25 protein-coding genes are annotated in these 23,518 nt (G+C 67.5%); 18 read left to right on the top strand and 7 right to left on the bottom strand.

Translation table 11 applies throughout. The annotated features are described in order from the left end of the window. The first annotated feature begins 13 nt into the window (after window positions 1-13). From DJ029_RS15995 to DJ029_RS15985, 3 genes are read left to right on the top strand one after another with little or no spacing between them, the layout of a single operon-like run. Window positions 14-1,378: a glutamine synthetase family protein gene (locus tag DJ029_RS15995; RefSeq protein ID WP_112323499.1), complete on the top strand. Its 1,365-nt coding sequence runs from the start codon at window positions 14-16 to the stop codon at window positions 1,376-1,378. Then, entirely contained in the window at window positions 1,375-2,685 is a 1,311-nt protein-coding gene (locus tag DJ029_RS15990; protein WP_112323498.1) for an NAD(P)/FAD-dependent oxidoreductase, read from the top strand. Before DJ029_RS15995 ends, DJ029_RS15990 begins: the two co-directional genes overlap by 4 nt. A gap of 16 nt (window positions 2,686-2,701) precedes the next feature. Beyond that, window positions 2,702-3,523, top strand: a complete 822-nt coding sequence (locus DJ029_RS15985; RefSeq protein ID WP_112323497.1) for an alpha/beta hydrolase — start codon at window positions 2,702-2,704, stop codon at window positions 3,521-3,523. A gap of 54 nt (window positions 3,524-3,577) precedes the next feature. Here the strand turns inward: DJ029_RS15985 and alaE are convergent, their stop codons facing one another. Together alaE and DJ029_RS15975 are read right to left on the bottom strand one after the other, a co-directional pair. Beyond that, window positions 3,578-3,985 carry an L-alanine exporter AlaE gene (alaE, locus tag DJ029_RS15980; RefSeq protein ID WP_112323496.1) on the bottom strand — a complete coding sequence of 136 codons (408 nt, stop codon included), beginning with the start codon at window positions 3,983-3,985 and terminating at the stop codon, window positions 3,578-3,580. Beyond that, entirely contained in the window at window positions 3,982-4,797 is an 816-nt protein-coding gene (locus tag DJ029_RS15975; protein ID WP_112323495.1) for a hypothetical protein, read from the bottom strand. Before DJ029_RS15975 ends, alaE begins: the two co-directional genes overlap by 4 nt. A 274-nt stretch (window positions 4,798-5,071) precedes the next feature. Between DJ029_RS15975 and DJ029_RS15970 the strand changes: the two genes are divergently transcribed. The 6 genes from DJ029_RS15970 (at window position 5,072) to ltnD (ending at window position 11,512) form a co-directional block, all read left to right on the top strand. Beyond that, window positions 5,072-7,621: a GcvT family protein gene (locus tag DJ029_RS15970; RefSeq protein ID WP_112323494.1), complete on the top strand. Its 2,550-nt coding sequence runs from the start codon at window positions 5,072-5,074 to the stop codon at window positions 7,619-7,621. A gap of 250 nt (window positions 7,622-7,871) precedes the next feature. Next, window positions 7,872-8,174 carry a DUF6280 family protein gene (locus DJ029_RS15965; RefSeq protein ID WP_112323493.1) on the top strand — a complete coding sequence of 101 codons (303 nt, stop codon included), beginning with the start codon at window positions 7,872-7,874 and terminating at the stop codon, window positions 8,172-8,174. A 100-nt stretch (window positions 8,175-8,274) separates the two neighbouring features. Further along, window positions 8,275-8,529, top strand: a complete 255-nt coding sequence (locus tag DJ029_RS15960) for a hypothetical protein (RefSeq protein WP_112323492.1) — start codon at window positions 8,275-8,277, stop codon at window positions 8,527-8,529. 81 nt (window positions 8,530-8,610) lie between these two features. Next, window positions 8,611-9,036, top strand: a complete 426-nt coding sequence (locus tag DJ029_RS15955; RefSeq protein WP_112323491.1) for a VOC family protein — start codon at window positions 8,611-8,613, stop codon at window positions 9,034-9,036. A gap of 73 nt (window positions 9,037-9,109) precedes the next feature. Then, complete coding sequence (glpK, locus tag DJ029_RS15950; protein ID WP_112323490.1) at window positions 9,110-10,606, top strand: glycerol kinase GlpK; 1,497 nt, start codon at window positions 9,110-9,112, stop codon at window positions 10,604-10,606. Between the two features lie 15 nt (window positions 10,607-10,621). After that, window positions 10,622-11,512 (top strand): L-threonate dehydrogenase, encoded by an 891-nt coding sequence (gene ltnD / locus DJ029_RS15945; RefSeq protein WP_112323489.1) that lies wholly within the window; start codon window positions 10,622-10,624, stop codon window positions 11,510-11,512. Between the two features lie 12 nt (window positions 11,513-11,524). Here the strand turns inward: ltnD and DJ029_RS15940 are convergent, their stop codons facing one another. From DJ029_RS15940 to DJ029_RS15930, 3 genes are all read right to left on the bottom strand, one after another. After that, window positions 11,525-12,202 (bottom strand): Crp/Fnr family transcriptional regulator, encoded by a 678-nt coding sequence (locus DJ029_RS15940; protein ID WP_112323488.1) that lies wholly within the window; start codon window positions 12,200-12,202, stop codon window positions 11,525-11,527. A 27-nt stretch (window positions 12,203-12,229) separates the two neighbouring features. Further along, complete coding sequence (locus tag DJ029_RS15935; protein ID WP_112323487.1) at window positions 12,230-12,931, bottom strand: orotate phosphoribosyltransferase; 702 nt, start codon at window positions 12,929-12,931, stop codon at window positions 12,230-12,232. Between the two features lie 88 nt (window positions 12,932-13,019). Next, a complete protein-coding gene (locus DJ029_RS15930; protein WP_112323486.1) occupies window positions 13,020-13,793 on the bottom strand; it encodes a hydroxypyruvate isomerase family protein in 774 nt (257 codons plus the stop codon). Between the two features lie 202 nt (window positions 13,794-13,995). Between DJ029_RS15930 and DJ029_RS15925 the strand changes: the two genes are divergently transcribed. Beyond that, entirely contained in the window at window positions 13,996-14,457 is a 462-nt protein-coding gene (locus tag DJ029_RS15925; RefSeq protein ID WP_157966400.1) for a GNAT family N-acetyltransferase, read from the top strand. A gap of 17 nt (window positions 14,458-14,474) precedes the next feature. Here DJ029_RS15925 and rbsK read toward each other — a convergent pair whose 3' ends face one another. Next, window positions 14,475-15,392, bottom strand: coding sequence for a ribokinase (gene rbsK / locus DJ029_RS15920; protein ID WP_112323484.1), 918 nt, complete (start codon window positions 15,390-15,392; stop codon window positions 14,475-14,477). A 183-nt stretch (window positions 15,393-15,575) separates the two neighbouring features. Between rbsK and DJ029_RS15915 the strand changes: the two genes are divergently transcribed. After that, complete coding sequence (locus DJ029_RS15915) at window positions 15,576-16,586, top strand: serine hydrolase domain-containing protein (protein WP_112323483.1); 1,011 nt, start codon at window positions 15,576-15,578, stop codon at window positions 16,584-16,586. A 165-nt stretch (window positions 16,587-16,751) separates the two neighbouring features. Here the strand turns inward: DJ029_RS15915 and DJ029_RS15910 are convergent, their stop codons facing one another. Further along, the gene (locus DJ029_RS15910; protein WP_112323482.1) at window positions 16,752-17,675 is read right to left on the bottom strand and encodes a hydrogen peroxide-inducible genes activator; all 924 of its coding nucleotides are present in this window, start codon (window positions 17,673-17,675) and stop codon (window positions 16,752-16,754) included. A gap of 174 nt (window positions 17,676-17,849) precedes the next feature. Between DJ029_RS15910 and DJ029_RS15905 the strand changes: the two genes are divergently transcribed. From DJ029_RS15905 to mnhG, 7 genes are read left to right on the top strand one after another with little or no spacing between them, the layout of a single operon-like run. Continuing rightward, entirely contained in the window at window positions 17,850-20,114 is a 2,265-nt protein-coding gene (locus DJ029_RS15905) for a putative monovalent cation/H+ antiporter subunit A (RefSeq protein ID WP_112323481.1), read from the top strand. After that, a complete protein-coding gene (locus DJ029_RS15900; protein WP_112323480.1) occupies window positions 20,111-20,530 on the top strand; it encodes a Na+/H+ antiporter subunit B in 420 nt (139 codons plus the stop codon). Before DJ029_RS15905 ends, DJ029_RS15900 begins: the two co-directional genes overlap by 4 nt. A 1-nt stretch (window position 20,531) precedes the next feature. Beyond that, the gene (locus DJ029_RS15895) at window positions 20,532-20,894 is read left to right on the top strand and encodes a Na+/H+ antiporter subunit C (protein ID WP_112323479.1); all 363 of its coding nucleotides are present in this window, start codon (window positions 20,532-20,534) and stop codon (window positions 20,892-20,894) included. Further along, window positions 20,891-22,393, top strand: coding sequence for a Na+/H+ antiporter subunit D (locus DJ029_RS15890; protein WP_112323478.1), 1,503 nt, complete (start codon window positions 20,891-20,893; stop codon window positions 22,391-22,393). The genes DJ029_RS15895 and DJ029_RS15890 overlap by 4 nt, the downstream gene beginning before the upstream one ends. After that, a complete protein-coding gene (locus DJ029_RS15885; protein WP_112323477.1) occupies window positions 22,390-22,869 on the top strand; it encodes a Na+/H+ antiporter subunit E in 480 nt (159 codons plus the stop codon). Before DJ029_RS15890 ends, DJ029_RS15885 begins: the two co-directional genes overlap by 4 nt. Then, window positions 22,866-23,177 carry an MrpF/PhaF family protein gene (locus DJ029_RS15880; protein WP_112323476.1) on the top strand — a complete coding sequence of 104 codons (312 nt, stop codon included), beginning with the start codon at window positions 22,866-22,868 and terminating at the stop codon, window positions 23,175-23,177. Before DJ029_RS15885 ends, DJ029_RS15880 begins: the two co-directional genes overlap by 4 nt. Beyond that, complete coding sequence (gene mnhG, locus DJ029_RS15875; protein WP_112323475.1) at window positions 23,174-23,506, top strand: monovalent cation/H(+) antiporter subunit G; 333 nt, start codon at window positions 23,174-23,176, stop codon at window positions 23,504-23,506. Before DJ029_RS15880 ends, mnhG begins: the two co-directional genes overlap by 4 nt. The last annotated feature ends 12 nt before the right edge of the window (window positions 23,507-23,518 follow it).

Here is a 23,518-nt window from a genome sequence, read left to right as displayed (position 1 = left end):
AAAGAGCAGACCCATGAATGCTGAAGACTGGACATCCCGCCTGCCCGAAGCGGTGCAGCTGTGGCTTGCGGGGCGGCGCGTCGAGGAAGTGGAATGCGTGGTTGCGGATATCGCCGGGATCAGCCGCGGCAAGGCGATGCCCGATGCGAAGTTCAGCCGGGGGGAGCGGATGTTCCTGCCGACCTCGATCTTCTACCAGACCATCGACGGCGCTTACGTGGACATGGACATCGCCAACCAGTGGATCGAAAGCGACATGGTGCTGAAGCCGAACTACGCGGCCGCCACCTCAAGCCCCTGGGCGGAGGATGTGACCGTGCAGGTGATCCACGAGATCGAGGACCTGAGCGGCAACCCCGTGTCCATCGCGCCGCGCAACGTGCTGAAGCGCGTCCTGTCGCTGTATGAAAAAAGGGGCTGGCGCCCTGTCGTCGCGCCTGAGATGGAGTTCTACCTCACCAAGCCGAACACCGACCCGGACCTGCCCATCGAGCCGCCGATCGGTCGCACCGGGCGCATCGTCGCCTCGCGCCAGGCCTATTCGATGAGTGCGGTGGACGAATACGGGCCGGTGATCGACGACATCTATGATTTCGCCGAGGCCCAGGGCTTCGAGATCGACACCATCATCCAGGAAGGCGGCGCGGGCCAGATCGAGATCAACTTCCGCCACGGCGACCCGCTGGCGCTGGCCGACCAGGTGTTCTTCTTCAAGCGCACGATCCGAGAGGCGGCGCTGCGCCAGAATTGCTTCGCCACCTTCATGGCCAAGCCGATGCAGCATGAGCCGGGCTCGGCCATGCATATCCACCAGTCCGTGGTGGAGATCGCGACGGGCGAGAACGTCTTCTCTGATACCGACGGCGCGGAAACGGCGCTGTTCCACGGCTTCCTCGCCGGGCAGCAGACCTACCTGCCCAGCGTGATCCCGATGCTGGCGCCTTACGTGAACTCCTACCGGCGCTATGTCGCCAGCGGCTCGGCCCCGATCAACCTGGAATGGGGGCCGGACAACCGCACCACCGGCTTGCGCATTCCGATCAGCACCCCTTCCGGGCGGCGGGTGGAAAACCGCATCGTGGGGATGGACGCGAACCCGTACCTCGCCATCGCCGCCTCGCTGGCCTGTGGCTACCTCGGCATGGTCGAGGGGCTGACGCCCCGCCCTGCCGTCAGCCGGGAGGCTTACGACTATGACTACGCGCTGCCACGCAGCCTGCTGGAGGCGGTGGACGCCTTCGAGGAAAACGCCGAGATCCGCGAGTTGCTGGGCGAACCCTTCGTCGCGGTCTTCGCTGCGCTGAAACGGCACGAGGCGGAAAGCTTCCTCGCCGTCATCTCACCCTGGGAGCGGGAACACCTGTTGCTGAACGTATGACTGACCTACTTAAAGACAACGACACGCCCGGCGCCCACGCGCCTAGCTGGTACGCTACAACGGCGATTGACGACATTCCGTACCCCGCGCTCGGGGGTGACCGACGCGCCCATGTTTGCATCATCGGCGCAGGATACACCGGGCTTTCCGCGGCGCTGGAACTGGCGGGCAAGGGACTGGACGTGGTGGTGCTGGAAGCGAACCGTATCGGCTGGGGGGCTTCGGGGCGCAATGGGGGGCAAGTGGGCAGCGGGCTGCGCATGGGCCAAATAGAGTTGCGCTCCCGTCTTGGCGAGGACAACGCCAGACGGCTCTGGCAATTGTCCGAGGAGGGCAAGGAACTGGTGCGCGCGCGGGTCGCGGAGTTCGACATTCCCTGCGACTACAAGCCGGGTGTGCTGGATGCGGAGTTGTCCCCCTCGGGGATGGATCAGGCCAAAAGGGAAGCGGCCTTCCTGGCGGACGTGCGCGGCTATGACCGGATCGAGCTGCTTGGGCGGCGCAGGCTGCGTAAGGAACTGGGCACCAAGGCCTATGCCGGCGGTGTGCTCGACTGGGGCGCGGGGCATCTGCACCCGCTGAACTACGCGCTCGGCATGGCCCGGGCGGCGGAAGGAAGGGGCGTCGCGCTGCATGAAGGCACGCGGGTACGCTCGGTCTCGGAGGAACATCCCCACAAGGTGGTGACCGACAAGGGCACGGTCACGGCGGACCGGGTGCTTTACGCGGGCAACGGTTATCTTGGCGATCTGCACGCGCGCGCGGCGAAACGCGTGATGCCGATCAACAGCTTCATCGTCACCACCGAGCCGCTGGGGGAAGAGCGGGCGGAATCGCTGATCCGCCGGGACATCGCGGTCGCAGACTCGAAGTTCGTCGTGAATTACTACCGGCGTACCGCCGATCACCGTCTGCTGTTCGGCGGCGCGGAAAGCTATGGCTACCGCTTTCCTGCGCGCCACGGGGACAGGGTGCGCGCCAACATGCTGAGGATCTACCCCCAGTTGCGCGATGTGAAGATCGACCACGCCTGGGGCGGTACGCTGGCGATCACGCGCTCGCGCCTGCCGTATTTCCACGCGACGGGAAAGACGCAGCTGGTGGCGGGGGGATACTCGGGCCACGGGGTCGCGCTTGCAACGCTGGCCGGGGCGCTGATGGCGCGCTTCGTGCTGGGCCACGAGGAAGATTTCCGCACCTTCCGCGCCCTGCCGGCGGCGAAATTTCCAGGCGGTACGGCACTGCGCCAGCCGCTTCTGACGCTGGCGATGAGCTGGTTCGCGATGCGCGACCGGCTGGGGATCTGAACGGGAAGGACCTGCAATGACGATCACCGATTGGGACGATGCCTATGCCAACCGCGATCATGTGCCCGACGCCCCGGCGATCCTGGAGGCGCTGCCCCGCGATGCGCAGGCCTTTCGCGACCGGATGAGCGCGCAGGGCCGCGCCCGGCTCGGCGTTGCCTACGGCGCGGGCGCGCGCCAGCTCTACGACCTGTTCCTGCCCGAGGCGGAAAGTCCGAAGGGGTTGGTGGTCTTTGTCCACGGCGGTTACTGGCGCCTGTTCGACCGTACCTACTGGTCGCACTACGCCACCGGGGCGCTGGCCCATGGCTGGGCGGTGGCGATGGTGCAATACACCCTGTGCCCCGAAGCCTCCATCGCCGGGATCGGGACCGAGGTAGCGGCGGGGATCGCCGCCGCCGCGGGCGAGGTGCCGGGGCCGATCCGCCTGGCAGGGCATTCCGCCGGCGGGCATCTTGTGACCCGTGCGATGTGTTCCGACAGCGCACTGCCCGAAAGCGTTGCGGCGCGGGTGGCCCATACGCTCAGCATCAGCGGCGTGCATGATCTGCGCCCCCTGATCCGCACGGCGATGAACGAGGACCTGAAGTTGACGTTGGAAAGCGCGGCGGCGGAAAGCCCCGCGCTGCTGCTGCCCCGGAACGGCGCGCGCGTGACCGCCTGGGTCGGCGATATCGAACGCCCCGAGTTCGTCCGCCAGTCCACCTTGCTGGCCAACATCTGGACCGGGCTCGGCGCGGACATGGCGCAGGTCAAGGCCCCGGGGCGGCACCATTTCGACGTGATCGACGGGCTGCTCGACCCCGACAGCCAGATGATGCGAACGCTGCTCGGCTAAGGCGCGGGCTTGGCCGACGGGTGCGCGTCAACGGGCCGACCGACGCGCGCCGCCTCAGGTGGCGGCGGGGGCGGCCCATTTTCGCGCCAGTTCAAGAAAAAGGCCAAACGGTCTGCTCAGCAGGATCATGAAGACGATGGCCGCGCTGATCGCGATCTGGATTTCCGCGAAGCTGGCCCCGGCGATCAGCAAGGTCGTCGCATAGACCGGGACCTGGAACGTCAGGAAGGCGCAGATATCGGTCAGGGCGGTCATCGGCCTGCTGCGCGGCGAAAAGCGCGTGAATATCACGTCACGCCACAACCCATAGGGCCTTCCGGTCAGGATCATGACGGGGATAGTGATGAGCCGCGCGGTCAGAACCTCGTCGGGGGCCATGCCGGCGATGAAAAACTCAGTTAAGCCGGCCACGACGGTGAAGAAGACCACGGATGCGACCGTGTCAATGAAAAATGCCTTCATTCCTGTGCGCTACACTTGCGGGCCCGGGTTGTCGAATCGGACAGGGGCGCGCTCTCGTCCTTCGGGTCCGTCGCGTCGGCGCTGCGCACCCTGCGGGGCGCGGGCCACGCAAGGCTCGCGAGGACCGTCTCTGTCACCCCGGCCCGGCGCAGCAGCGCGCTGCCGAGGGTCGGGCCGGCATCCTCGTCGAAGTCGATCACGCTGAGGCGCGCGCCGGGGGCCGCCGCGCCAAGGTCTGCCCGCAGGCGGCGCAGCAGGCCGGCCCAGTGGTGGGGGATGCGGTGGGCGGTGCGAAACCCCTCGGGCGTGAGGCCATCCGCGCCGAGATGCGCGATCAGGCTGCGGGTCCAGGCGTTCATCTCGCGGCGGTAGAAGACGACCTCGACCTCTGCGCCGTGCCGGGCAAGCCCGCTGACAAGGCTGGCGAGGTTGGCGCCGCCAGCAAGGTAAAGCCCGGTGACGCCGAACTGCGTGGGCATCGGGCCGAGCAGCCCCTCGTTCGAGATCAGGACCACGGGCAGATGCCGGCAGTCCCGCGCCAGGCGCGCGGCGGCGGCGCAGTAGGCGTCCGCGTGTTTCGCTGCGCCATGGGGCCGGATGGCGGCGCGGGCGATGCGATGGATCCGGTCGAGGCGAGGGTCGCCGGGGCAGATCACCTCCAGCGGGGCAAGGCGGTGCCGGTTCTGCCGGAGCAGGGCCTGGATGGTCGTGCTGCCGGTCTTGTGCGGGCCGATGTGAACGATAATCCGCCGCCCCGGCGCGGCGGGGCGCAGGCGCGAAGCGATGGTGCGGCAGAGGGCGTGGAGGCGCATCAGGGCAAGACCTTGCGCGGCATCGGACAGCTCCGTCTCGGGGCGATAGTCAGGGTGTAGCGCATCGCGGCGGGCGAGGGGAAGGGCTGCGGTGCGCGTGCATCCGCCTTTCGTCTTGCGCCGCACCCTGTGGCGGGTGGGCAAAAGGTGCCCACCCTACGGGCCCCCCGGCGGGGATGTCGCAAACGGGCCGGGGATGGGCGCTGGGTGCTTGCCTCGGGGGGGGCGGTTCGTGGCGAGATGCCAGGAACACGCGGAGCCGGGGAGCGGGGACATGCGCAACACAGCAAGGGTCGTGGTCATCGGGGGCGGCGTCGTCGGGGCCTCGGTGCTCTATCACCTCGCGCGGGCAGGCTGGAGCGATTGCCTGTTGATCGAGCGTTCCGAGCTGACCTCGGGCTCGTCCTGGCATGCGGCGGGCGGGTTCCACACGTTGAACGGCGATCCGAACGTCGCGAAGCTGCAGGCCTATACCATCGGGCTTTACAGGGAGCTGGAGGAGATATCGGGGCTGTCCTGCGGGCTGCACCTGACCGGCGGGTTCCAGATGGCCGACACGCCCGAGCGCATGGACTTCCTGCGCGCGGCCCACGCCAAGGGCCGTGCGCTGGGGATGGAGATGGAGCTGGTCACGCCGGACGACGCCAAGGCGATGTTCCCGCTGCTGGACACGAAGCACTTCGTGGGCGGGCTGTGGGACCCGGTGGAGGGCAACCTCGACCCCTCCGGCACCACCCACGCCTACGCGAAGGCCGCGCAGATGCTGGGGGCGGAAATCGCCCTGCGCACGCCGGTGAAAGAACTGACGCAGGACCCGGACGGCACCTGGAACGTTGTGACGGAGGCGGGCACCGTGCGCGCCGAGCACGTGGTCAATGCCGCCGGGCTCTGGGCGCGGGAAGTGGGGCGCATGGTCGGCCTTGAGTTGCCGTTGCTGGCGATGGAGCACATGTACCTGCTCACTGACGATATCCCCGAGGTCATCGCCTTCAACGAGGCGACGGGCCGCGAGGTCTGCCACATCATCGACTTCAAGGGCGAGATCTATACCCGGCAGGAGCGTAACGGCCTGCTCGTCGGCACCTATGAGCGGGCCTGCAAGCCCTGGTCGCCGCGCAGCACGCCCTGGGACTTCGGCCACGAACTGCTGCCGCCCGACCTGGACCGCATCGCGCCGAACCTGGAAATCGGCTTCCGCCATTTCCCCGCGCTGGAGCGCACGGGCATCAAGCAGATCATCAACGGCCCCTTCACCTTCGCCCCCGACGGCAACCCACTGGTCGGCCCGGTGCAGGGGCTGACCAACTTCTGGTCCGCCTGCGCGGTCATGGCCGGGTTCAGCCAGGGCGGCGGCGTGGGGCTTGTGCTGGCCAACTGGATCACGACGGGCGATCCGGGTTTCGACGTCTGGGGCATGGACGTGGCCCGCTATGGCGAATGGACCAGCCTGCGCTACACCAACGCCAAGGTGCGCGAGAATTACGCGCACCGCTTCTCCATCCGTTTCCCGAACGAGGAACTTCCCGCCGCACGCCCGCAGCAGACGACCCCGCTTTACGACATCATGACTCGCGACAACCACGCGGTGATGGGCGACACTTGGGGGCTTGAGGTGCCGCTGTGGTTCGCCCCCAGTGTGGAGGAGGCGCATGACAAGCCGAGCTTCCACCGCTCGAACGATTTCGCCCATGTGGCGGCGGAGGTGCGCGCGGTGCGCGAGCGTGTCGGCATCTCGGAAATCGCCAATTTCGCGAAATACGAGGTCTCCGGCAGCGGCGCGGAGGCGTTTCTGGACCGGCTGATGACCAACGCCCTGCCGCGCCCCGGCCGGATCGTGCTCAGCCCCATGCTGAACGAGGCGGGCAAGCTCATCGGGGATTTCACCATCGCCCGGATCGGCGGCGGCCGCTTCATGATGTGGGGGGCGAGCGCGGCGCAGATCTATCACATGCGCTGGTTCGAGCGGCACCTGCCGCGCGACGGGTCGGTGCGGATCGACCGGCTCGGCCAGCGCATGGTCGGGCTGACGATCGCCGGGCCACGGGCGCGCGACGTGCTGGCGCAGGTGGTCGAGCGTGATGTCTCCAACGCCGCGTTCCGTTTCATGGATGTCGCCGAGATGGACGTGGCCGGCTGCCCGGCGACGGTGAACCGGCTGAGTTATACCGGCGACCTCGGGTATGAGATCTGGCTGGAGCCGGCCTATGAACGCAGTGCATACCTCGCGCTGAAGGACGCCGGCGCGGCGCATGGACTCCGCGATTTCGGGATGCGCGCGCTTCTGTCGATGCGCCTGGAAAAGAACTTCCCGACCTGGGGGCACGAGCTTCGCCCCATCTACGGCCCGTATGAGGGGGGGATGGAGCGTTTCGTGAACCTGTCGAAAGGGGACTTCATCGGTCGCGGCGCCGCCCTGCAAGAGGCCCGGCAAGGGCCCGCCCTGCGCCGCGTGTCCTTCATCGTGCAGGCGGATACGGCTGACGCCATGGCGGATGAGCCGATCTGGGCCCGCGTCCCGCCGCGCGAGCTGCCCCATATCAGCAAGCCCCACGCCAGCGGCATCCTGCGCCATGGACCCGACGGAAGCGCCGTGCCTGCACCTGACATGCAGGCCGATGGCGACTGGCGGGTGGTCGGCTGGGTGACCTCGGGGGGGTATGCGTATGGGGTAGGGGCCTCCATGGCGCAGGGATATTTGCCCGCGGACCTGGCCGGGCGGGAGGAGGAAGGGCTGTTCCAGATCGAGATTCTGGGCCAGCGCAGGGCGGCGAGAATCGTTGTTATTCCGCCATTTGACCCCGGCGGGGCCCGGATGCGGGGGTGAATCGTGCGCCTGCGACCGAACGTCCCGTATTTATGCAGCGCTTGCTAACCGGAATTAACGACTTATGTACTCCTAGAGATTTGCCGCAACCCATTGGGGTCAGGTCTCTAATCCGGGTGCAACCATGGGACCAGAAGAAAGGGTTGTGTTTTTTGCATGACAGCCATGCCGTCCACGGCGTAGCACACTGTATAAAAAACGTCATATTGCACCGCACGCTGATGAAATAATAAGAATCTTGAGGGCGCGTATGTTTGATTACGTCGATTCGACGGCATTTGCGAATGACCAGGGTAAACGGTCCCAGAAACTGTTTGCCGCCGTTGTGCTGGCAGCTCTGGACGACGCTATTGCCGACGACAAAAAATACGGGAACGGTCAGGAAGTGATCGCTCGCTGGGCGCGCTCGCGCGACGGCCGCGAAGTGCTGAGCTGTGCTGGCATCGACCCGAATGAACGTGCTGTGCAGGGCCTGATGGCCTTCGTATCGCGCGGTGTCCGCACATCCGTGGCGCTGAGCCGCGAGGAAAGCGAACGTCGCGCCGCAGCCTGAGCCTGACTTTCTGTGCTTGAACGAAGACGGGTCCCTCGGGACCCGTTTTTCTGTTCCGGTGCCTTGAAACGGCATCGCCCGGGGCGCCGACGCGTTCACCGTGTCGGTCAGCGGCCGCTTCGGCTTAGGCTTCGGGGAACGGCTCATCGGTGCGCCGGGTTTCGTGCTGGCGCTGTTCTTCTACATGACGCTTGTCGCCTACGGGCTTTGTATCGCGGTGGCGCACCTCGCGCCGCTGTTGCGCGTATTGCAGCTGATCGGGGTCATGTCCCCGCGCTACCTCGCCGTCCGTATGTGGACGGCCAGCGGCAACCTGCACCCTGACCGCCGGGTGGCAGCCGCCAACCTCGGCTGAGCCTTCCCAAAGCGCGTGCCAGCGGTCACGCTGTACGGGTGCCCGAACACGCGGCACACGCAACAACAGGGGGAGGCCGCCATGAGCTGGTCCATTCATCACGTCAATCTGCAAACAACAGACGTTCGCAAGACGGCGGCGTTCTACAGCACCGTTCTGGGCATGGAGGAGGGGGCCTGGAGCTTTCCGCGGACCCGGGGCTACATCCCGGCCAACCCCGACCAGCTTGCGCTGTTTCCCGACCCGTCAAAGGGCGGCGGGCACCGGGGGCTGCACCTGATCGCGCCGGACCCGCGTTTCGCGCAGGAAAACGGGCTGATGCACAACCCTTCCATCGGCGGGCACCTGGCGATCGAGGTGCCGGACCTTGGTGCGGTGATGGCGCGGCTCAGCGCGGCGGGCATCCCGTTTTCGGACGCGGGCGTCTTCGCGATCCCGGGATTGCACAACATCTATGCCTATGATCCGGCAATGAACCTGGTGGAAATAAACCAGACCGTGGGATGAGCGGGGCTTCGCGCTTGCAGCCTGCGGGCTGCCATTGCACTCTGCGCGCAAACACGCATCAAGGGAGCAGAGGATGAGCCACGTTCTCGCCATCGATCAGGGCACCACGTCCAGCCGCGCGATCATTTTCGACGCGAACATGCGCATTGTCGCCTCCGCACAGGAGGAGTTCACCCAGCATTTCCCCGACAGCGGCTGGGTGGAGCATGACCCCGCGGACCTGTGGTCCACCACCGCCGGCACCTGCCGCGGCGCGATCGAGCGTGCCGGGCTGTCCCCGGACCAGATCAGCGCGATCGGCATCACCAACCAGCGCGAAACCGTCGTCGTCTGGGATCGCGAAAGCGGCAAACCCGTCTACAACGCCATCGTCTGGCAGGACCGCCGCACCGCGGACACCTGCGCCAAGCTGCGCGAGGCGGGCCACGAGCAGATGATCACCGAGCGCACGGGCCTGCTGCTGGACCCCTATTTCAGCGCCACCAAGCTGGCCTGGATCCTGGACAAGGTGGACGGCGCGCGCGCCGCAGCCGAGGCGGGCAAGCTGGCCTTCGGCACCGTCGACAGCTACCTGATCTGGCGCCTTACCGGGGGCAAGCGGCACGTGACCGACGCGACCAACGCCGCGCGCACCATGCTTTACAACATCCACGAGGGCGCGTGGGACATGGACATCTGTTCGCTGCTGAACATCCCCATGTCCATGCTGCCCGAGGTGCTGGACTGCGCGGCCGAGTTCGGCATGGCGCGCGCCGACATCTTCGGGCGCGAAGTGCCGATCCTGGGCGTGGCGGGCGATCAGCAGGCCGCCACGGTGGGGCAGGCGTGCTTCCAGCCGGGGATGCTGAAATCCACCTACGGCACGGGCTGTTTCGCGCTGCTCAACACCGGGGACAAGCCGGTGGCCAGCCGCAACCGGCTGCTGACGACCATTGCCTACCAGCTGGACGGCAAGCCCACTTACGCCCTTGAGGGCTCGATCTTCATCGCGGGGGCGGTCGTGCAATGGCTGCGCGACGGGCTGAAGATCATTCGCGAGGCGAAGGAAACCCAGCCGCTGGCCGAAGCGGCGGACCCGAACCAGGAACTCTACCTCGTGCCCGCCTTCACCGGCCTTGGCGCGCCCTATTGGGACGCGGAATGCCGTGGCGCGATCTATGGGCTGACGCGCAGCTCCGGCCCGGCGGAATTCGCCAAGGCGGCACTTGAATCGGTCGCCTTCCAGACCCGCGACCTGTGGGAAGCGATGCAGGACGACTGGGGCGGCGCATCCGACGGGGCGGCGAAGGCGGTTCTGCGTGTTGACGGTGGCATGAGCGCGTCGGACTGGACGATGCAGTTCCTGTCGGACATGCTGGGGGCGCCGGTGGACCGCCCCGAAGTTCTGGAAACGACGGCCCTTGGTGCCGCGTGGCTGGCGGGGATGAAGGCCGGGATCTACCCCGGCCCGGAAGATTTCGCCAAGGGCTGGATGCTGGAGCGCCGGTTCGAGCCGGATATGGACGATGCCACACGTGCCCGGCGTCATGCAGGGTGGAAAGACGCGGTCAGCAGAACGCTGAGCCGCTAAATCGGAGGGGCCGATATGAAAGCTGCTGTCATTGGACTGGGATCGATGGGCTGGGGCGCTGCGGTGTCCCTGCTGCGCGCGGGGATCGACACCACGGGCTGCGATATCTCCGAAGAGGTCGCGGCGCGTTTCCGCGATGCGGGCGGCGGGTTCGCCGCCACCCCCGCAGAGGCGGCGAAGGACAAGGACGTCATCCTCGTGTTCGTGGTGAACGCCCAGCAGGCGCGCAGCGTGTTGTTCGGCAAGACCGGCGCGGTAGCCGAGGCGGAGCTTGGCTGCGTCTTCGTGCTGTGCCCCACCATGTCGCCCGCCGAGTCTGAGAAGATTTCCGGCGACCTGGTCGCCGCGGGGATGCGCGTAATCGACTGCCCCGTCTCGGGCGGCGCGGCTAAGGCGGAAAGCGGGGAATTGACGCTGATCGCCTCGGGCGCGAACGAAGCGTTCGAGGCGGCCGCCCCCGCGCTTGAGGCGATTTCAAGCAAGGTCTTCCGCCTTGGCGAGACACCGGGCACCGGCGCGAAGCTGAAGATGATCAACCAGCACCTCGCCGGCATCCACATCGCCGCCATGGCCGAGGCGCTGGTGCTGGCCAGCAAGGAAGAGCTGGACCTCGAGGTTGTGTACGACGTGATCACGCAAAGCGCGGGCAACAGCTGGATGTTCGAGAACCGCGCGCCGCAGGTGCTGAAGGGAGATTACGCGCCCCTCTCGGCGGTGGATATCTTCGTGAAGGACCTCGGCATCGTGACAGAGGCGGCGACCAACAACGAAAAGCCCGTGGACGTGCCCCTGGCGCGCGTGGCGCTGGAGCTGTTCACCCAGACCTCGCAAGCCGGGATGGGGCGTGAGGCGGACGCCGCCGTCGCCAAGATCCTGGCGGGCCGCTCGGACGTGAAACTGCCCTGAGAGCAGGCCCCCTCAGTCGTCGGCCTGGCTCTGGGCCGCGTCCTCCAGGCCCGCGCGGTCGCGCAGGAGGATCGTGCGCCCGTCCTTGCCGATCAGGCCCTCGTCCTCAAACGCCTTCAGGATCTGGTTGATCCGGGGCCGTGCGCCGCTGCACATATACGCCAGTTCCTGCTGGGTGTTCGTGACCTTCGGGGGTGTGCCCGGCGTCGCCTCGGACAGTAGGACATGGGCGAGGCGGGCGCGCAGGGGCTTGTGGGCCAGCAGCTCCACCTTATCCGTGGCAAGGCGCAGCATCACGCAAAGCCGGTCGATCACCGCGCGCGCGACGGACGGATCGTCGAGCAGGTCCAGGAACACCGACCGGTTCAGGGTCAGCACCTCGCCCGGGTCGCGGATGGTGCAGGTGGCGGTGCGGCTGCGCCCGTCAAGCAGGGCCACCTCGCCAAAGCCGGTGCCCGGTTGCAGGATGTGGACGATCAGCTCGTGCCCGTCCTCGGACAGGATCGACAGCGTCGCCGTGCCGCGGGCCATGACGTAAAGCCGGTCCGAGGCGTCGCCCTGCTGGAACAGCACCTCGCCCCGTTTGGTCGCGCGAAAATGGCTGAGCGCGGCCAACCGCGTCAGCGCCTCGGGGGAGAGGTTGGCGAAGAGCGGCGTTTCCTTCAGCAGAGCTTCGGCACGGGCACTCATCGCCTTGATTGTCCTTTCAAGCTTGGGTCAACCTCCGGAGACCACCTTGGTCACGCCGCCATTGGCGCCGGACCATTCCAGCGGCGCATGCAGGAACGCCTCGACCGCGGCGGTGGTCTGCTCGTCGAAGCGGCCACTCTTGCGCGCGGCGTCCAGCACGTCCCACCACGTGGCCAGATAGTGCAGTTGCAGCCCGTTTTCGGCAAGCATTTCCACGCCGCCTTCAAAGATGTCGTAGTAGAACAGCACCGAGGTGTGGTTGCAGTGCGCGCCCGCCTTGCGCAGGGCCTCGGCGAATTTCAGCTTCGAGCCGCCGTCCGTGGCCAGATCCTCGACCAGCAGCACGCGCTGCCCTTCGGTGAGCGAGCCTTCAATCTGCGCATCGCGCCCGAAGCCCTTCGGCTTCTTGCGCACGTACTGCATGGGCAGGCCCATCCGCTCGGAAATCCAGGCGGCGAAGGGGATGCCGGCGGTTTCCCCGCCCGCGACCGCGTCGAACTGCTCGAAGCCCACGTCGCGGAACAGTGTCGCGACCATGAAGTCCATCAGCGCCGCGCGCACCCTGGGAAAGGAGATCAGCTTGCGGCAATCGATATAGACCGGGGAGGCCAGGCCGGAGGTGAAGATGAACGGCTCTTCGGGGCGGAAGTGCACCGCCTCCAACTCCCACAGCATCTGGGCTGTCAGTTGCGCGATTTCGGTACGGTCGGGAAAGCTGTTTGCGAACATCGGGTCCCCATCTGGTGCAAGCTGGCACCCTATTCCATGCTTCGCGGCAGGCGTGCAAGGGATTTTGCCCCCGCGGCCCGCGGCTTTTTCAGCCGAGCGCCTTGTAGGTGGCCAGCCAGCCGAGGCCCGTGTCGGTACCCTCGGCGGGACGGTATTCCGCGCCGAAGGCCCCTTTGTAGCCCGCCGCCGCCAGTTCGGGCAGCAACCAGTCGTAGCGGACCTCGCCCCGGTTCGGCTCGCCCCGGTCGGGGACCGAAGCGAACTGGATGTGGCCGACCTGGTGCGCGTGCGCGCTGTAGCGGCGCAGCAGGTCGCCGCCCATGATCTGCAGGTGGTAGCAGTCGAACATGATCTTCAGCCCCTCGACACCCATCTGCTCGATCAGCAGGCTGGCGCTTTCGAGGGTGGAGAGGAAGTAGCCCGGCACATCGCGGGTGTTGATCGGCTCGATCAGGATGGTCTTGTCCCGCGTGAGAGCGCCCTCGACCGCATAGGTCAGGTTTTCGCGAAAGGTGCTGGCGGCCTCGGCCTGCCCGGCGGACTTGCCCGCCATGACGTGGATGTTGGGGCAGTCGATGGCGCTGGCATACTCCAGCGCCTGGTCGATGGCCGCGCGCGCCTCCGAGGTGCGGCCGGGCAGGGCGCAGAGGCCGAAGTCCCCCGCCGACGTGTCGCCGGGCACGGTGTTCAGGCCGAGCATGGAAAGCCCGGTTTCCTCCAGCGCGCGTTTCACCGCGCCGGGATCGGTGTCGTAAGGAAAATGGCATTCGACGGCATCGAAACCGGCAGCGGCAGCGGCGGCGATACGGTCGGTCAGGGGTCTGTCGGTCCACAGGAACCCGAGGTTGGCGGAAAAGCGCATCAGTCGTCCTATTCAGTTTCGAGGGGTTTCATCGCCCAACAGCCAGCGATGAGGCGCCGCCCGTCCGACAGCCGCGCCGTGGGCAGGGCCGCGCTGGAAAAGCGAGCGGTCGGCGCGCAGGATGGACTCGCGCGGTGTGGCGTCTTCTGACATGCTTGGCGTGCCTGAAAGATGGGTCTTAAACGCACAATGGAGCGTGGAAATGGACAGGGCAAGGGTAGACAACGGATTGCGCCGCGCCGGGGCCGGTGACCTGCCGGCGGTGCGCGCAATCGCGCAGGCGGCCTATGCGCCTTACGTGGCGCGGATCGGGCGCAGGCCCGCGCCGATGGTGGCGGATTTTGGCGCGCACCTGGCGCGAGAAGAGCTTTGGGTCATCGGCGCGCCAGTGGCGGGCTACCTCGTGGCCTATCGCGACGGCGACGCCTGGCAGATCGACAACCTCGCCATTGCGCCCCACCGCCAGGGGCAGGGCGTTGGCGCGGCGCTTCTGCTGGCGGGCGAGGCGCTGGCGCGGGACGCGGGGGCGGGGCGGGTGACCCTTTACACCAACGCCCGGATGGAGGGGAACATCGCCTGGTACCAGCGCTGCGGCTACCAGCTGACGGACCGGCGGAAAGAGGACGGGTTCGAGCGGGTGTTCTTCGAAAAGCCCTTGAACTGAGGTGCTGCGGGGCCGTTTCAGCCCGCCAGCACCGCGTCGATTTCCGCCCGCGTCGGCATGGAGGCGGCCGCGCCTGGTCGTGTGACCGAAATACTGGCCGCCGCGCAGCCGAAGCGGGCCGCTGTCAGCACGTCCGCCCCTTCCGCGAGTGCGGTGGCGAAGGTCCCGTTGAATGCGTCGCCGGCGCCGGTCGTCTCGACCACCTGTGTGACCTTGAACGCGGGGATATACTCGCTGATCGTCCCGTCGTCATAGAGCACCCCGCGCGCGCCCAGCGTAATCAGCGCCGCGCCCGCGCCCCGCGCGCGCAGGGCGGCGGCGGCGGCACGGGCCTCGTCCAGGGTTTCGACGCGCACGCCGGTCAGGGCCTCGGCCTCGGTCTCGTTCGGTGTGACGATATCGCAGAGCGCCAGCATCTCGCCCGGCAACTCGGCGGCGGGGGCGGGGTTTAGGATGGTGCGCACCCCGGCGGCGCGGGCGATTCCGAGGCCGTGCTTGGCGGCGGCCAGGGGCTGTTCCAGCTGGGTGAGGAAGATCGCGGCGTTTTCGATCAGCGGGCGTTGCGCGTCAAGATCGGCGGGGGACAGGTTTTCCGCCGAGCCGGGGCAGACGATGATGGCGTTTTCCCCCGTGGCCGGGTCCACGAAGATGCCGGCCGCGCCGGTGTAGCTGTCGGGATCCTCGATGATGTGGGGGGTCACGCCCGCCTCGGCCCAGACCTTTCGCGCCATGTCGGCGAAGGTGTCCCGGCCCAGCCGCGTGAGGAAGCGCGCGTCGCCCCCCGCGCGGGCCGCCGCCACCGCCTGGTTGGAACCCTTGCCACCGGGCCCCAGCGCGAAGCCCTGGCCAAGGATCGTTTCGCCCATGGCGGGCTGGCGCGGGGCGCGGAAGGTGGCGTCGGCGACGAAAATGCCAAGGATCGCGATGGCGGGCATATGGGCTCCTTTCCGTGCGGGGGCGCGGGTTTTCCCACGCGCGTCCGCGTTTTGCCCAAACTATCGGCCCTGCCGGGGAAACTGTAGCCAAATCTTGCACATCTGCGCCCGCGCCGCCCGTTAACGGAGTTGTGAGCGCCGCGCCCCCTTCAAACCCGGGCGGGATGCTGCAAGACTTTGCCGATGATCACACCCGCTCTCCACCCGCCCCGCCTGAGCCGCCGTGCGATGCTCGCCGCATCCGCCGCCGTCTTGCTCGCTGCGCCCGTCCGCGCGGCCAGCGACGGCATGGTCGCCGACGCGGCGCGGGGGCTGGACCAGTTGCACGGCATCGTGCTGACCCGCGACGACCAGACCCTCCTGGCCGAGGCGTTCCGCGGCCCGCCCCTGCACCGGCCCGCCAACGTGAAGTCTGTCAGCAAGACCCTGCTCGCCACCCTCACCGGCATCGCCATCGACAAGGGGCTGATCGCTGGACCCGATGCGCCGGTGCTGCCGCTGCTCGGCCGCGCGGACAGGGGCGAGAAGGCCGGGCTGAGCATCGGTCACCTGCTGTCCATGCGCTCCGGGCTAGCCAGCACCTCGGGGCGGAACTACGGCGCCTGGGTGTCGAGCCGCAACTGGGTCGATTTCGCACTGGACCAGCCGCTGGAGGCGCGCCCCGGCACGCGCTTCATCTACTCAACTGGCAACTACCACATCCTCGGCGCGGCGCTGGCCCGTGCCAGCGGGCGCTCGCTCGCCGCACTGGCGCGTGACTGGCTGGGTGGCCCGCTCGAGGCGGACTTCCCTGCCTGGGTGCGCGATCCCCAGGGCAACTACCTCGGCGGCAACGAAATGGCGATGAGCCCGCTGGCGCTGTCACGCTTCGCACGCATGTGCCTGAAACGCGGCCGCTGGCAGGGGACGCAGGTGATCAGCCCCGACTGGCTGGACACGTCCTGGCAGGCGCGCGCCACCTCGCCCTTTTCGGGGGATGGCTACGGCTATGGCTGGTTCACGACCCGCCTCGCGGGGGAGCGGGTCGTCTACGGGCGCGGCTATGGCGGCCAGCTGGTCCTCGTCGCGCCAGACCAGAAAATGACGCTGGCCATCACCTCGGACCCGACGCGCCCGGCGCGCAGCGGGGGCTACTTCGGGGACCTCAAGGCGCTTGCTGCACTGGCCGTGCGCGCGGTCAGGGACGGCCTCTAAACCAGCACTCCGCCAGGGAAATGAACGATCGTTCACCTGGACTGCCACGCGCCCGCGAAGCACCGGCCCCCACCTCCAAAGTCTCGAAATATCCCGGGGGGTGCCGCCATCGGCGGCGGGGGGCTGGCCCCCCAGACCACGCCCGCCGCAGGGACTCCGCCAGCCTTAGGCGCCCAGAACGCTGACCTCTGGCGCGGCGGATCGCAGGATGCCCCGGATCGCGCTGGCCAGGGCGCGGAACTCCTCGTCGCGCACAGTGCCCTTGCGCCAGACCATGCCGATGGTGCGCGTCGGCGCGTGCCCGTCGAAACGCCGCGCCACCACCTGCGTCTGCTTGGTCACTTCCGAGCGGACGTAGAGCGCGGGCAGCAGGCTCAGCCCCATGCCCATGGCCACCATCTGGCGCAGCGTGTCGAGGCTGGTGCCCTCGTAATCGTGGCTCAGGATCGCGCCGGTTTCCTCGCAAAGGGCGCGCACCTGGTCATACAGCTTGTGCCCCGGTTCCAGCGTCATCACCGTTTCCCCGGCCAGGTCGCGGGGATCGACCCGCGCGGCGCGCGCCACGCGGTGGTCGGGCGGGGCGGCGATCAGCAGCGGTTCGCGGAACAGGGGCGTCGTCTCGATATCCGGGCCGCGCACGGGCAGGGGATAGAACAGCAGGTCCACCCGGCCCTCGGCCAGGGCGTCGGTCAGCCGCGCGGGCAGTCCTTCGCGGACGTAGAACTTCAGCGCGGGGTGGGTTTCGCGCAAGGCGGGCACGATCAGCGGCAACAGGTAGCTGCCAAGGGTGTGCACCACGCCGACGTTGATGGTGGCGGCCAGCGGCGCGGTGGCCTGGCGGGCGAGCGCCTCGATCTCGGCCACCTCGCGCAGCACGATGCGGGCCTTTCGCGTGATCTCCACCCCGGTGGGGCTGAGCACGACGCCGCCGCGGTTGCGCTCGATCAGGGGCGCGTTCAGCCGGGCCTCCAGCGCGCGGACCTGCGCGGACAGCGTGGGCTGGGTGACGTGGCAGGCCTCTGCCGCGCGGCGGAAGTGGCGGTGATCGGCCAGCGCGACGAGGTATCGCAATTGTTGGAGCGATGGCATTTGTTATCCTTTGATAGATAGAATCTATCATACTCACGGAGTGTTTCAATTTGAAGCTTCCACCCCGCATGCCATATGCCCACGTAACTCTGTGACACGGGGCCTTGCCCGCTGTACGCTTTCAGGAATGACGCCCGCGGCCCGGTGGCCTGCGCGGAAGGGAGAACGCGCCAAATGACGACGGCAGGCGAGAAACGCGGCAACGGGATCATCGGTGTCCTGCCGATCGCCCTGGCGGCGGCGCTGTTCGTCTTCTTTTTCAGCCAGATCAGTGCCGTGTCGCGGTTTGGCCCGCAGATGGTCAGCGTCCCTTGGGTCCCGGCGCTGGATGTGCAGCTGGCCTTTACGCTCGACGGGCTGAGCCTGGTCTTCGCGCTGCTGATTTCGGGCATCGGCACGCTGGTGATGCTCTATTCCAACAGCTACCTGGCGGGGCATCCGCAATACGCGCGGTTCGCGCTGTACCTGACGCTGTTCATGCTGGCCATGCTGGGGCTGGTGGTGTCCGACAACCTGCTGGCGCTGTTCGTGTTCTGGGAGCTGACGACGCTGACGTCCTACCTGCTGATCGGCTTCGGGCATGAATCCGCCTCCTCGCGCCGCTCGGCGCTTCAGGCGATGCTGGTGACGGGCGCGGGCGCGCTGGCGCTGCTGGCGGGGCTGATCCTGCTGGGGTCCGTGGCGGGCACCTACTCGATTTCCGGGATCATCGCGCAGGGTGACGTGGTGCGCGAGCACGCGCTTTACGTGCCGATCCTGGTGCTGATCCTGGCCGGGGCGTTCACGAAATCCGCGCAGGTGCCGTTCCATTTCTGGCTGCCCAACGCCATGGCCGCCCCGACGCCGGTCAGCGCGTTCCTGCATTCGGCGACCATGGTGAAGGCGGGCGTCTACCTGATGGCGCGCCTGCACCCGGCGCTGTCGGGAACCGAGGTCTGGCTATGGACACTGACCATCCTTGGCGCCGTCACGGCGGTGTTCGCCAGCGTTCTGGCGCTGCGTCAGACGGACCTGAAGCTGGCGCTGGCCTATACCACGCTGATGGCGCTGGGCACGCTGACGCTGTTCCTCGGCTCGGACACGGAATACGCGATCACGGCCTTCTGCACCTTCCTGATCGTGCATTCGCTTTACAAGGCGGCGCTGTTCCTTGTGGTGGGCTGTGTCGATCACGGCACCGGCACGCGCGATGCGGCGCTGCTGGGCGGCTTGGCGCGCGCGATGCCGGTCACGGCGATCGCGGCCGGGGTGGCGGCGCTGTCCATGGCCGGGTTTCCGCCGTTCCTGGGTTTCATCGGCAAGGAGCTGAAGTACGCAGGCGCGCTGGCCGTCGCCTCGGAGCCCGTGCTGGTGGCGGGCGCGGTGCTGGTGGCCAATGCACTGATGCTGGCGGTGGCGGGCGTCGTGTCGTTCAAGCCGTTCTGGCGGCCCGCGGGCGGTGCGCTGCCCGACACCCCGCACGAGGCGCCTTGGCCGATGCTGGCGGGGCCGGTGATCCTGGCCGCGCTGGGCGCGGTCTTCGGCATCCAGCCGGACCTGATCCAGGCCACCCTGATCAATCCGGGTGTCGATTCCATCCTGCGCGCGCGGGGTGAGGCGAAGGAGCTGCACCTCTGGGCCGGGGTGAACCTGCCCCTGATCCTGAGCGTGGCGACCTTCATCCTGGGCCTGACGCTTTACGCGCTGCACGGGCGGCTGCGCGCCGTGCTGACCCGCTGGGACGAGGCCGCGCCGCATTTCGATACGGGCTGGGACCGGCTGCTGGACGGGCTGAAGGCCGTTGCTTCATGGCAGACGCGGCTGCTGCAATCGGGCGTGCTGCGCCGCTACCTGCTGACGATCTTCGGCGCCCTGTTCGTCACGCTCGCCTGGACCCTCTACGCCCGCAGCCCCGGCATTCCGGCGCTGAGCTTTCCGGACCTGGAGCTGAAGCACTGGGCGATCATCGCGCTGATCATCGCGGGCACGATCGAAGTGGCGCTGACCGGCAGCCGGGTGGCCGCCATCGCCGCACTCGGCGTCGTGGGGATCGGGGTGGCGCTGATCTTCGTGATCTACGGTGCGCCGGACGTGGCGATCACGCAGCTTCTGGTGGAGACGCTGGTCGTGGTGCTGATCGCGGTTGTCATGCTGCGCCTGCCGCACCTGGATGAGAACCGCCGCCGGGACTGGCGCCCGCGTGACGCGGTGCTGGGCGCGGGTGTCGGCGTGGTGGTCACGATGATCGTACTGCAGGTACTGGCCCAGCCGCTGGACACGCGCCTGACCGATTACTTCGAAGTCACCGCCTGGCCCGAGGCTTTCGGACGCAACATCGTCAACGTGATCCTTGTCGACTTCCGCGCGCTCGACACCTTCGGGGAAATCGCCGTGGTCCTGATCGCCGCCCTTGCCGCCTATGCGCTGCTGCGCACCACGAAGGAGGAGGTGGAGAAATGAACTCGCTGATCCTTCAGGTCGCCACGCGCTACCTGTCCGCGCTGTTGCTGATCTTTTCCGTCTACATGCTGCTGCGCGGCCATAACGAGCCGGGCGGGGGCTTCATCGGCGGGCTGATCGGGGCCACGGGCTTCGTGATCTACGCCATCGCCTGCGGCACGGCCGAGGCGCGCGCCGCGCTGCGCGTCATGCCCCAGAACATCGCCGCCACGGGGCTTGGCATCGCCCTGCTGGCGGGGCTGTTCGCGGGCGTGATGGGCGATGCGTTCTTCACCGGCCAATGGCTGTTCATCGGTGCGAGCGGCGAGGACAAGGGCCTGCCGTTGTCCTCGGTCCTGGTGTTCGATATCGGGGTCTACCTAGTGGTCTTCGGATCCGTCCTGACCCTCGTCTTCGCCATGGAGGAGGAGGTCTGATATGGAAACCCTGATCGCCATCGCCATCGGCATCCTGACCGCCGCCGCCGTCTACCTGATGCTGGCGCGCAACGTGCTGCGCTTCATCTTCGGGCTGCTCTTGCTGTCCAACGCCGCAAACCTGCTGATCTTCACCGCCGGGCGGCTGACGCAGGGCGCGCCGCCGCTGATCCCGAAGGGGGCCGACATCCCCCCCGAGGGCGTGGCCAACGCGCTGCCGCAGGCGCTGGTACTGACCGCGATCGTGATCGGCTTCGGGCTGTTCGCCTTCGCGCTGGTGCTGATCTTCCGCGCCTACACCGGGCTTGGCACGCTGGACAGCGATGACATGCGCGTCGCCGAGCCGAAGGAGCAGGGGCGTTGAGCTGGATCCTGGCGCTTCCCATCGCCATCCCGTTCCTGACGGCGGTTCTGGCCTACCTGCTGCGCGAGCGCCCCGCCGGGCGCTGGGTCAGCGTGGGCGGCTCCGCCGTGCTGCTGCTGGCCGCCGTAGTGCTGATGCGCGCGGTGCTTGAAGAGGGCGTTGTCGCCGGGCAGATGGGCGGCTGGCCCGCGCCCTTTGGCATTACGCTGGTGGCGGACCGGCTGAGCGCTGTCATGGTGGTGATCACCGCGATCACCGGGCTGGCCGTCTCGATCTATGCCCTGGGCGAGATTACGAAGCGGGTCGCCTACCTTGGCTATCACGCGCTGTTCCAGGTGCTGATCGCGGGCGTCACCGGCGCGTTCCTGACGGGGGACCTTTTCAACCTCTACGTCTGGTTCGAGGTGATGCTGATCGCCTCCTTCGGGCTGCTGATCCTTGGAGGCACGCGCGCACAGCTGGACGGCGGGATCAAGTATGTGACGCTGAACCTGGTTTCGACCGTGCTGTTCCTTTCGGGGATCGGTCTGCTTTACGGGCTGACCGGCACGCTGAACCTGGCGGACCTGAGCATTGCCGTGGCGCAGGTCGAAAACCAGGGGCTGTTGACGGTGGTGGCGATGATGTTCATGTTCGCCTTCGGGGTGAAGGCGGCGGTGTTCCCGCTGTTCTTCTGGCTGCCTGCCTCCTACCACACGCCGAGTTTCGCGGTCTCCGCCGTCTTCGCGGGGCTGCTGACCAAGGTGGGCGTCTATGCGCTGATCCGCATGTTCACCCTGGTCTTCGATCACGATATCGCCTTTACCCACACGATCCTGCTGTGGGTGGCGGGCTTCACCATGGTCACGGGCGTTCTGGGCGCGGCGGCGCAGTCCGATTTCCGCAAGATCCTGTCGTTCCACATCGTCAGCCAGATCGGCTACATGATCCTGGGCCTTGCGCTGATGACTCCCATGGCGCTGCTCGGCGCGGTGTTCTACCTGGTGCACCACATCATCGTGAAGGCGAACCTGTTCCTGATCGCGGGTGTCGCCCATCGCATCGCGGGCGGGACCGAGCTTGCGCGCATCGGCGGGCTTTACAAGACCGCACCGCTGCTGGCCTTCCTGTTCCTGATCCCCGCCTTTTCGCTGGCCGGGTTTCCGCCGCTGTCGGGCTTCTGGGCGAAGTTCCTGCTGGTGAAGGCCGCGCTGGAGGTTCAGGGCTGGATCATCGCCGGCGTCGCGCTGGCCGTGGGGCTGCTGACGATCTATTCCATGACGAAGATCTGGGCCCAGGCCTTCTGGGAGCCGCACCCCGGGGGGCATGACCCGAGGCTGTCGGACATGTCCGGTTTCGAGCGCCGCGCGCTGCTGATCCCCATCGGGGCGCTGGCAGCCATGACCATCGTGATTGGCTTCTTCCCCGAACCCTTCGTGCAGTTCGCCACCGCCGCCGCCGCCGACCTGCTGGAGCCTAGCGCCTATATCGCCGCCGTGCTGGGGGGTGCCCCGTCATGAACCTGTTCGTGCTGAACCTGATCCTTGCCATAAGCTGGGCTGCGCTGTCGGGGGCATTCTCGCTGGTCAGCCTGTCGGTCGGCTTCGTGCTGGGCTACGGCGTGCTGTGGATCCTGCAACCGCTGATGGGCGGGCGCAGCCGGTACTTCCGCCGCCTGTATGCCTGGGGCAAGCTTTTAGTGATGTTCCATTATGAGCTGGTTGTCTCCTCCCTCGCCGTGACGTGGGACGTGCTGACGCCGCGCCACCGGGCGCGCCCCGGCTTCGTGGAAATGCCGCTGGACGTGAAGACGGACGCGGGCATCCTGCTGGTGACGAACCTGATCTCGCTGACGCCGGGCACGCTGAGCCTCAACGTCTCGGACGATCGCAAGACGCTGCTGGTACACGCGATGTTCATGGATGACCCGGACGCGGTGATCCGCCAGCTGAAGAACGGCATGGAAAAATGGGTGAGGGAGGCCATCGAGTCATGACACCGCAGGATTTCGCCGAACTCGCCGTCGATATCGGTTTCGCGATGCTGATCGTCGCGCTGGTGCTGGCCTTCATCCGCCTGATCCTGGGGCCGAGCCTGCCGGACCGGGTGGTGGCGCTGGACATGATGACCGTGCTGATCGTGGCCTTCTGCGGGCTGTTTTCGATCAGCACCGGGGACCGGGCGTTCCTGGACGTGGCCATCGTGCTGGCGCTTGTCGGCTTCCTCGCCACCGTCGCGCTGGCTCGCTTCGCCGAACGGCGCGTCTCCCGGCGCGAGGACGAAGAGCTGGAGTCCCTGGAATGAGCGAGATCGTCATCGGCATCCTTGTCTTGTTCAGCGGCGGCTTCGCGCTGATCGCGGCGCTTGGCATCCTGCGCCTGCCGGACGTGCTGCTTCGGATGCACGGCTCCACCAAGGCGGGGACGCTGGCCTGTGGGCTGGCAATGGCGGCGGTGGCGGTCCATTTCGGAGACCTTGCGATCATCTTCCGCGTGGTGGCGATCGTCGCCTTCCTGCTGCTGACCGCCCCGGTGGCGGCGCATATGATCGGGCGCGCGGCGGTGCGCACCGGCGTGAAGCTTTGGCAGCGCGACGGGGAAGACCAGCGCGCGAAGATCGGGGGCGAGGACTGACCGCTGGTCCCA

Origin of the sequence: Oceanibium sediminis, from assembly GCF_003265325.1 — a bacterium.
GTDB lineage: Bacteria > Pseudomonadota > Alphaproteobacteria > Rhodobacterales > Rhodobacteraceae > Halovulum > Halovulum sediminis.
This window is presented reverse-complemented; position numbering and strand designations above follow the sequence as displayed.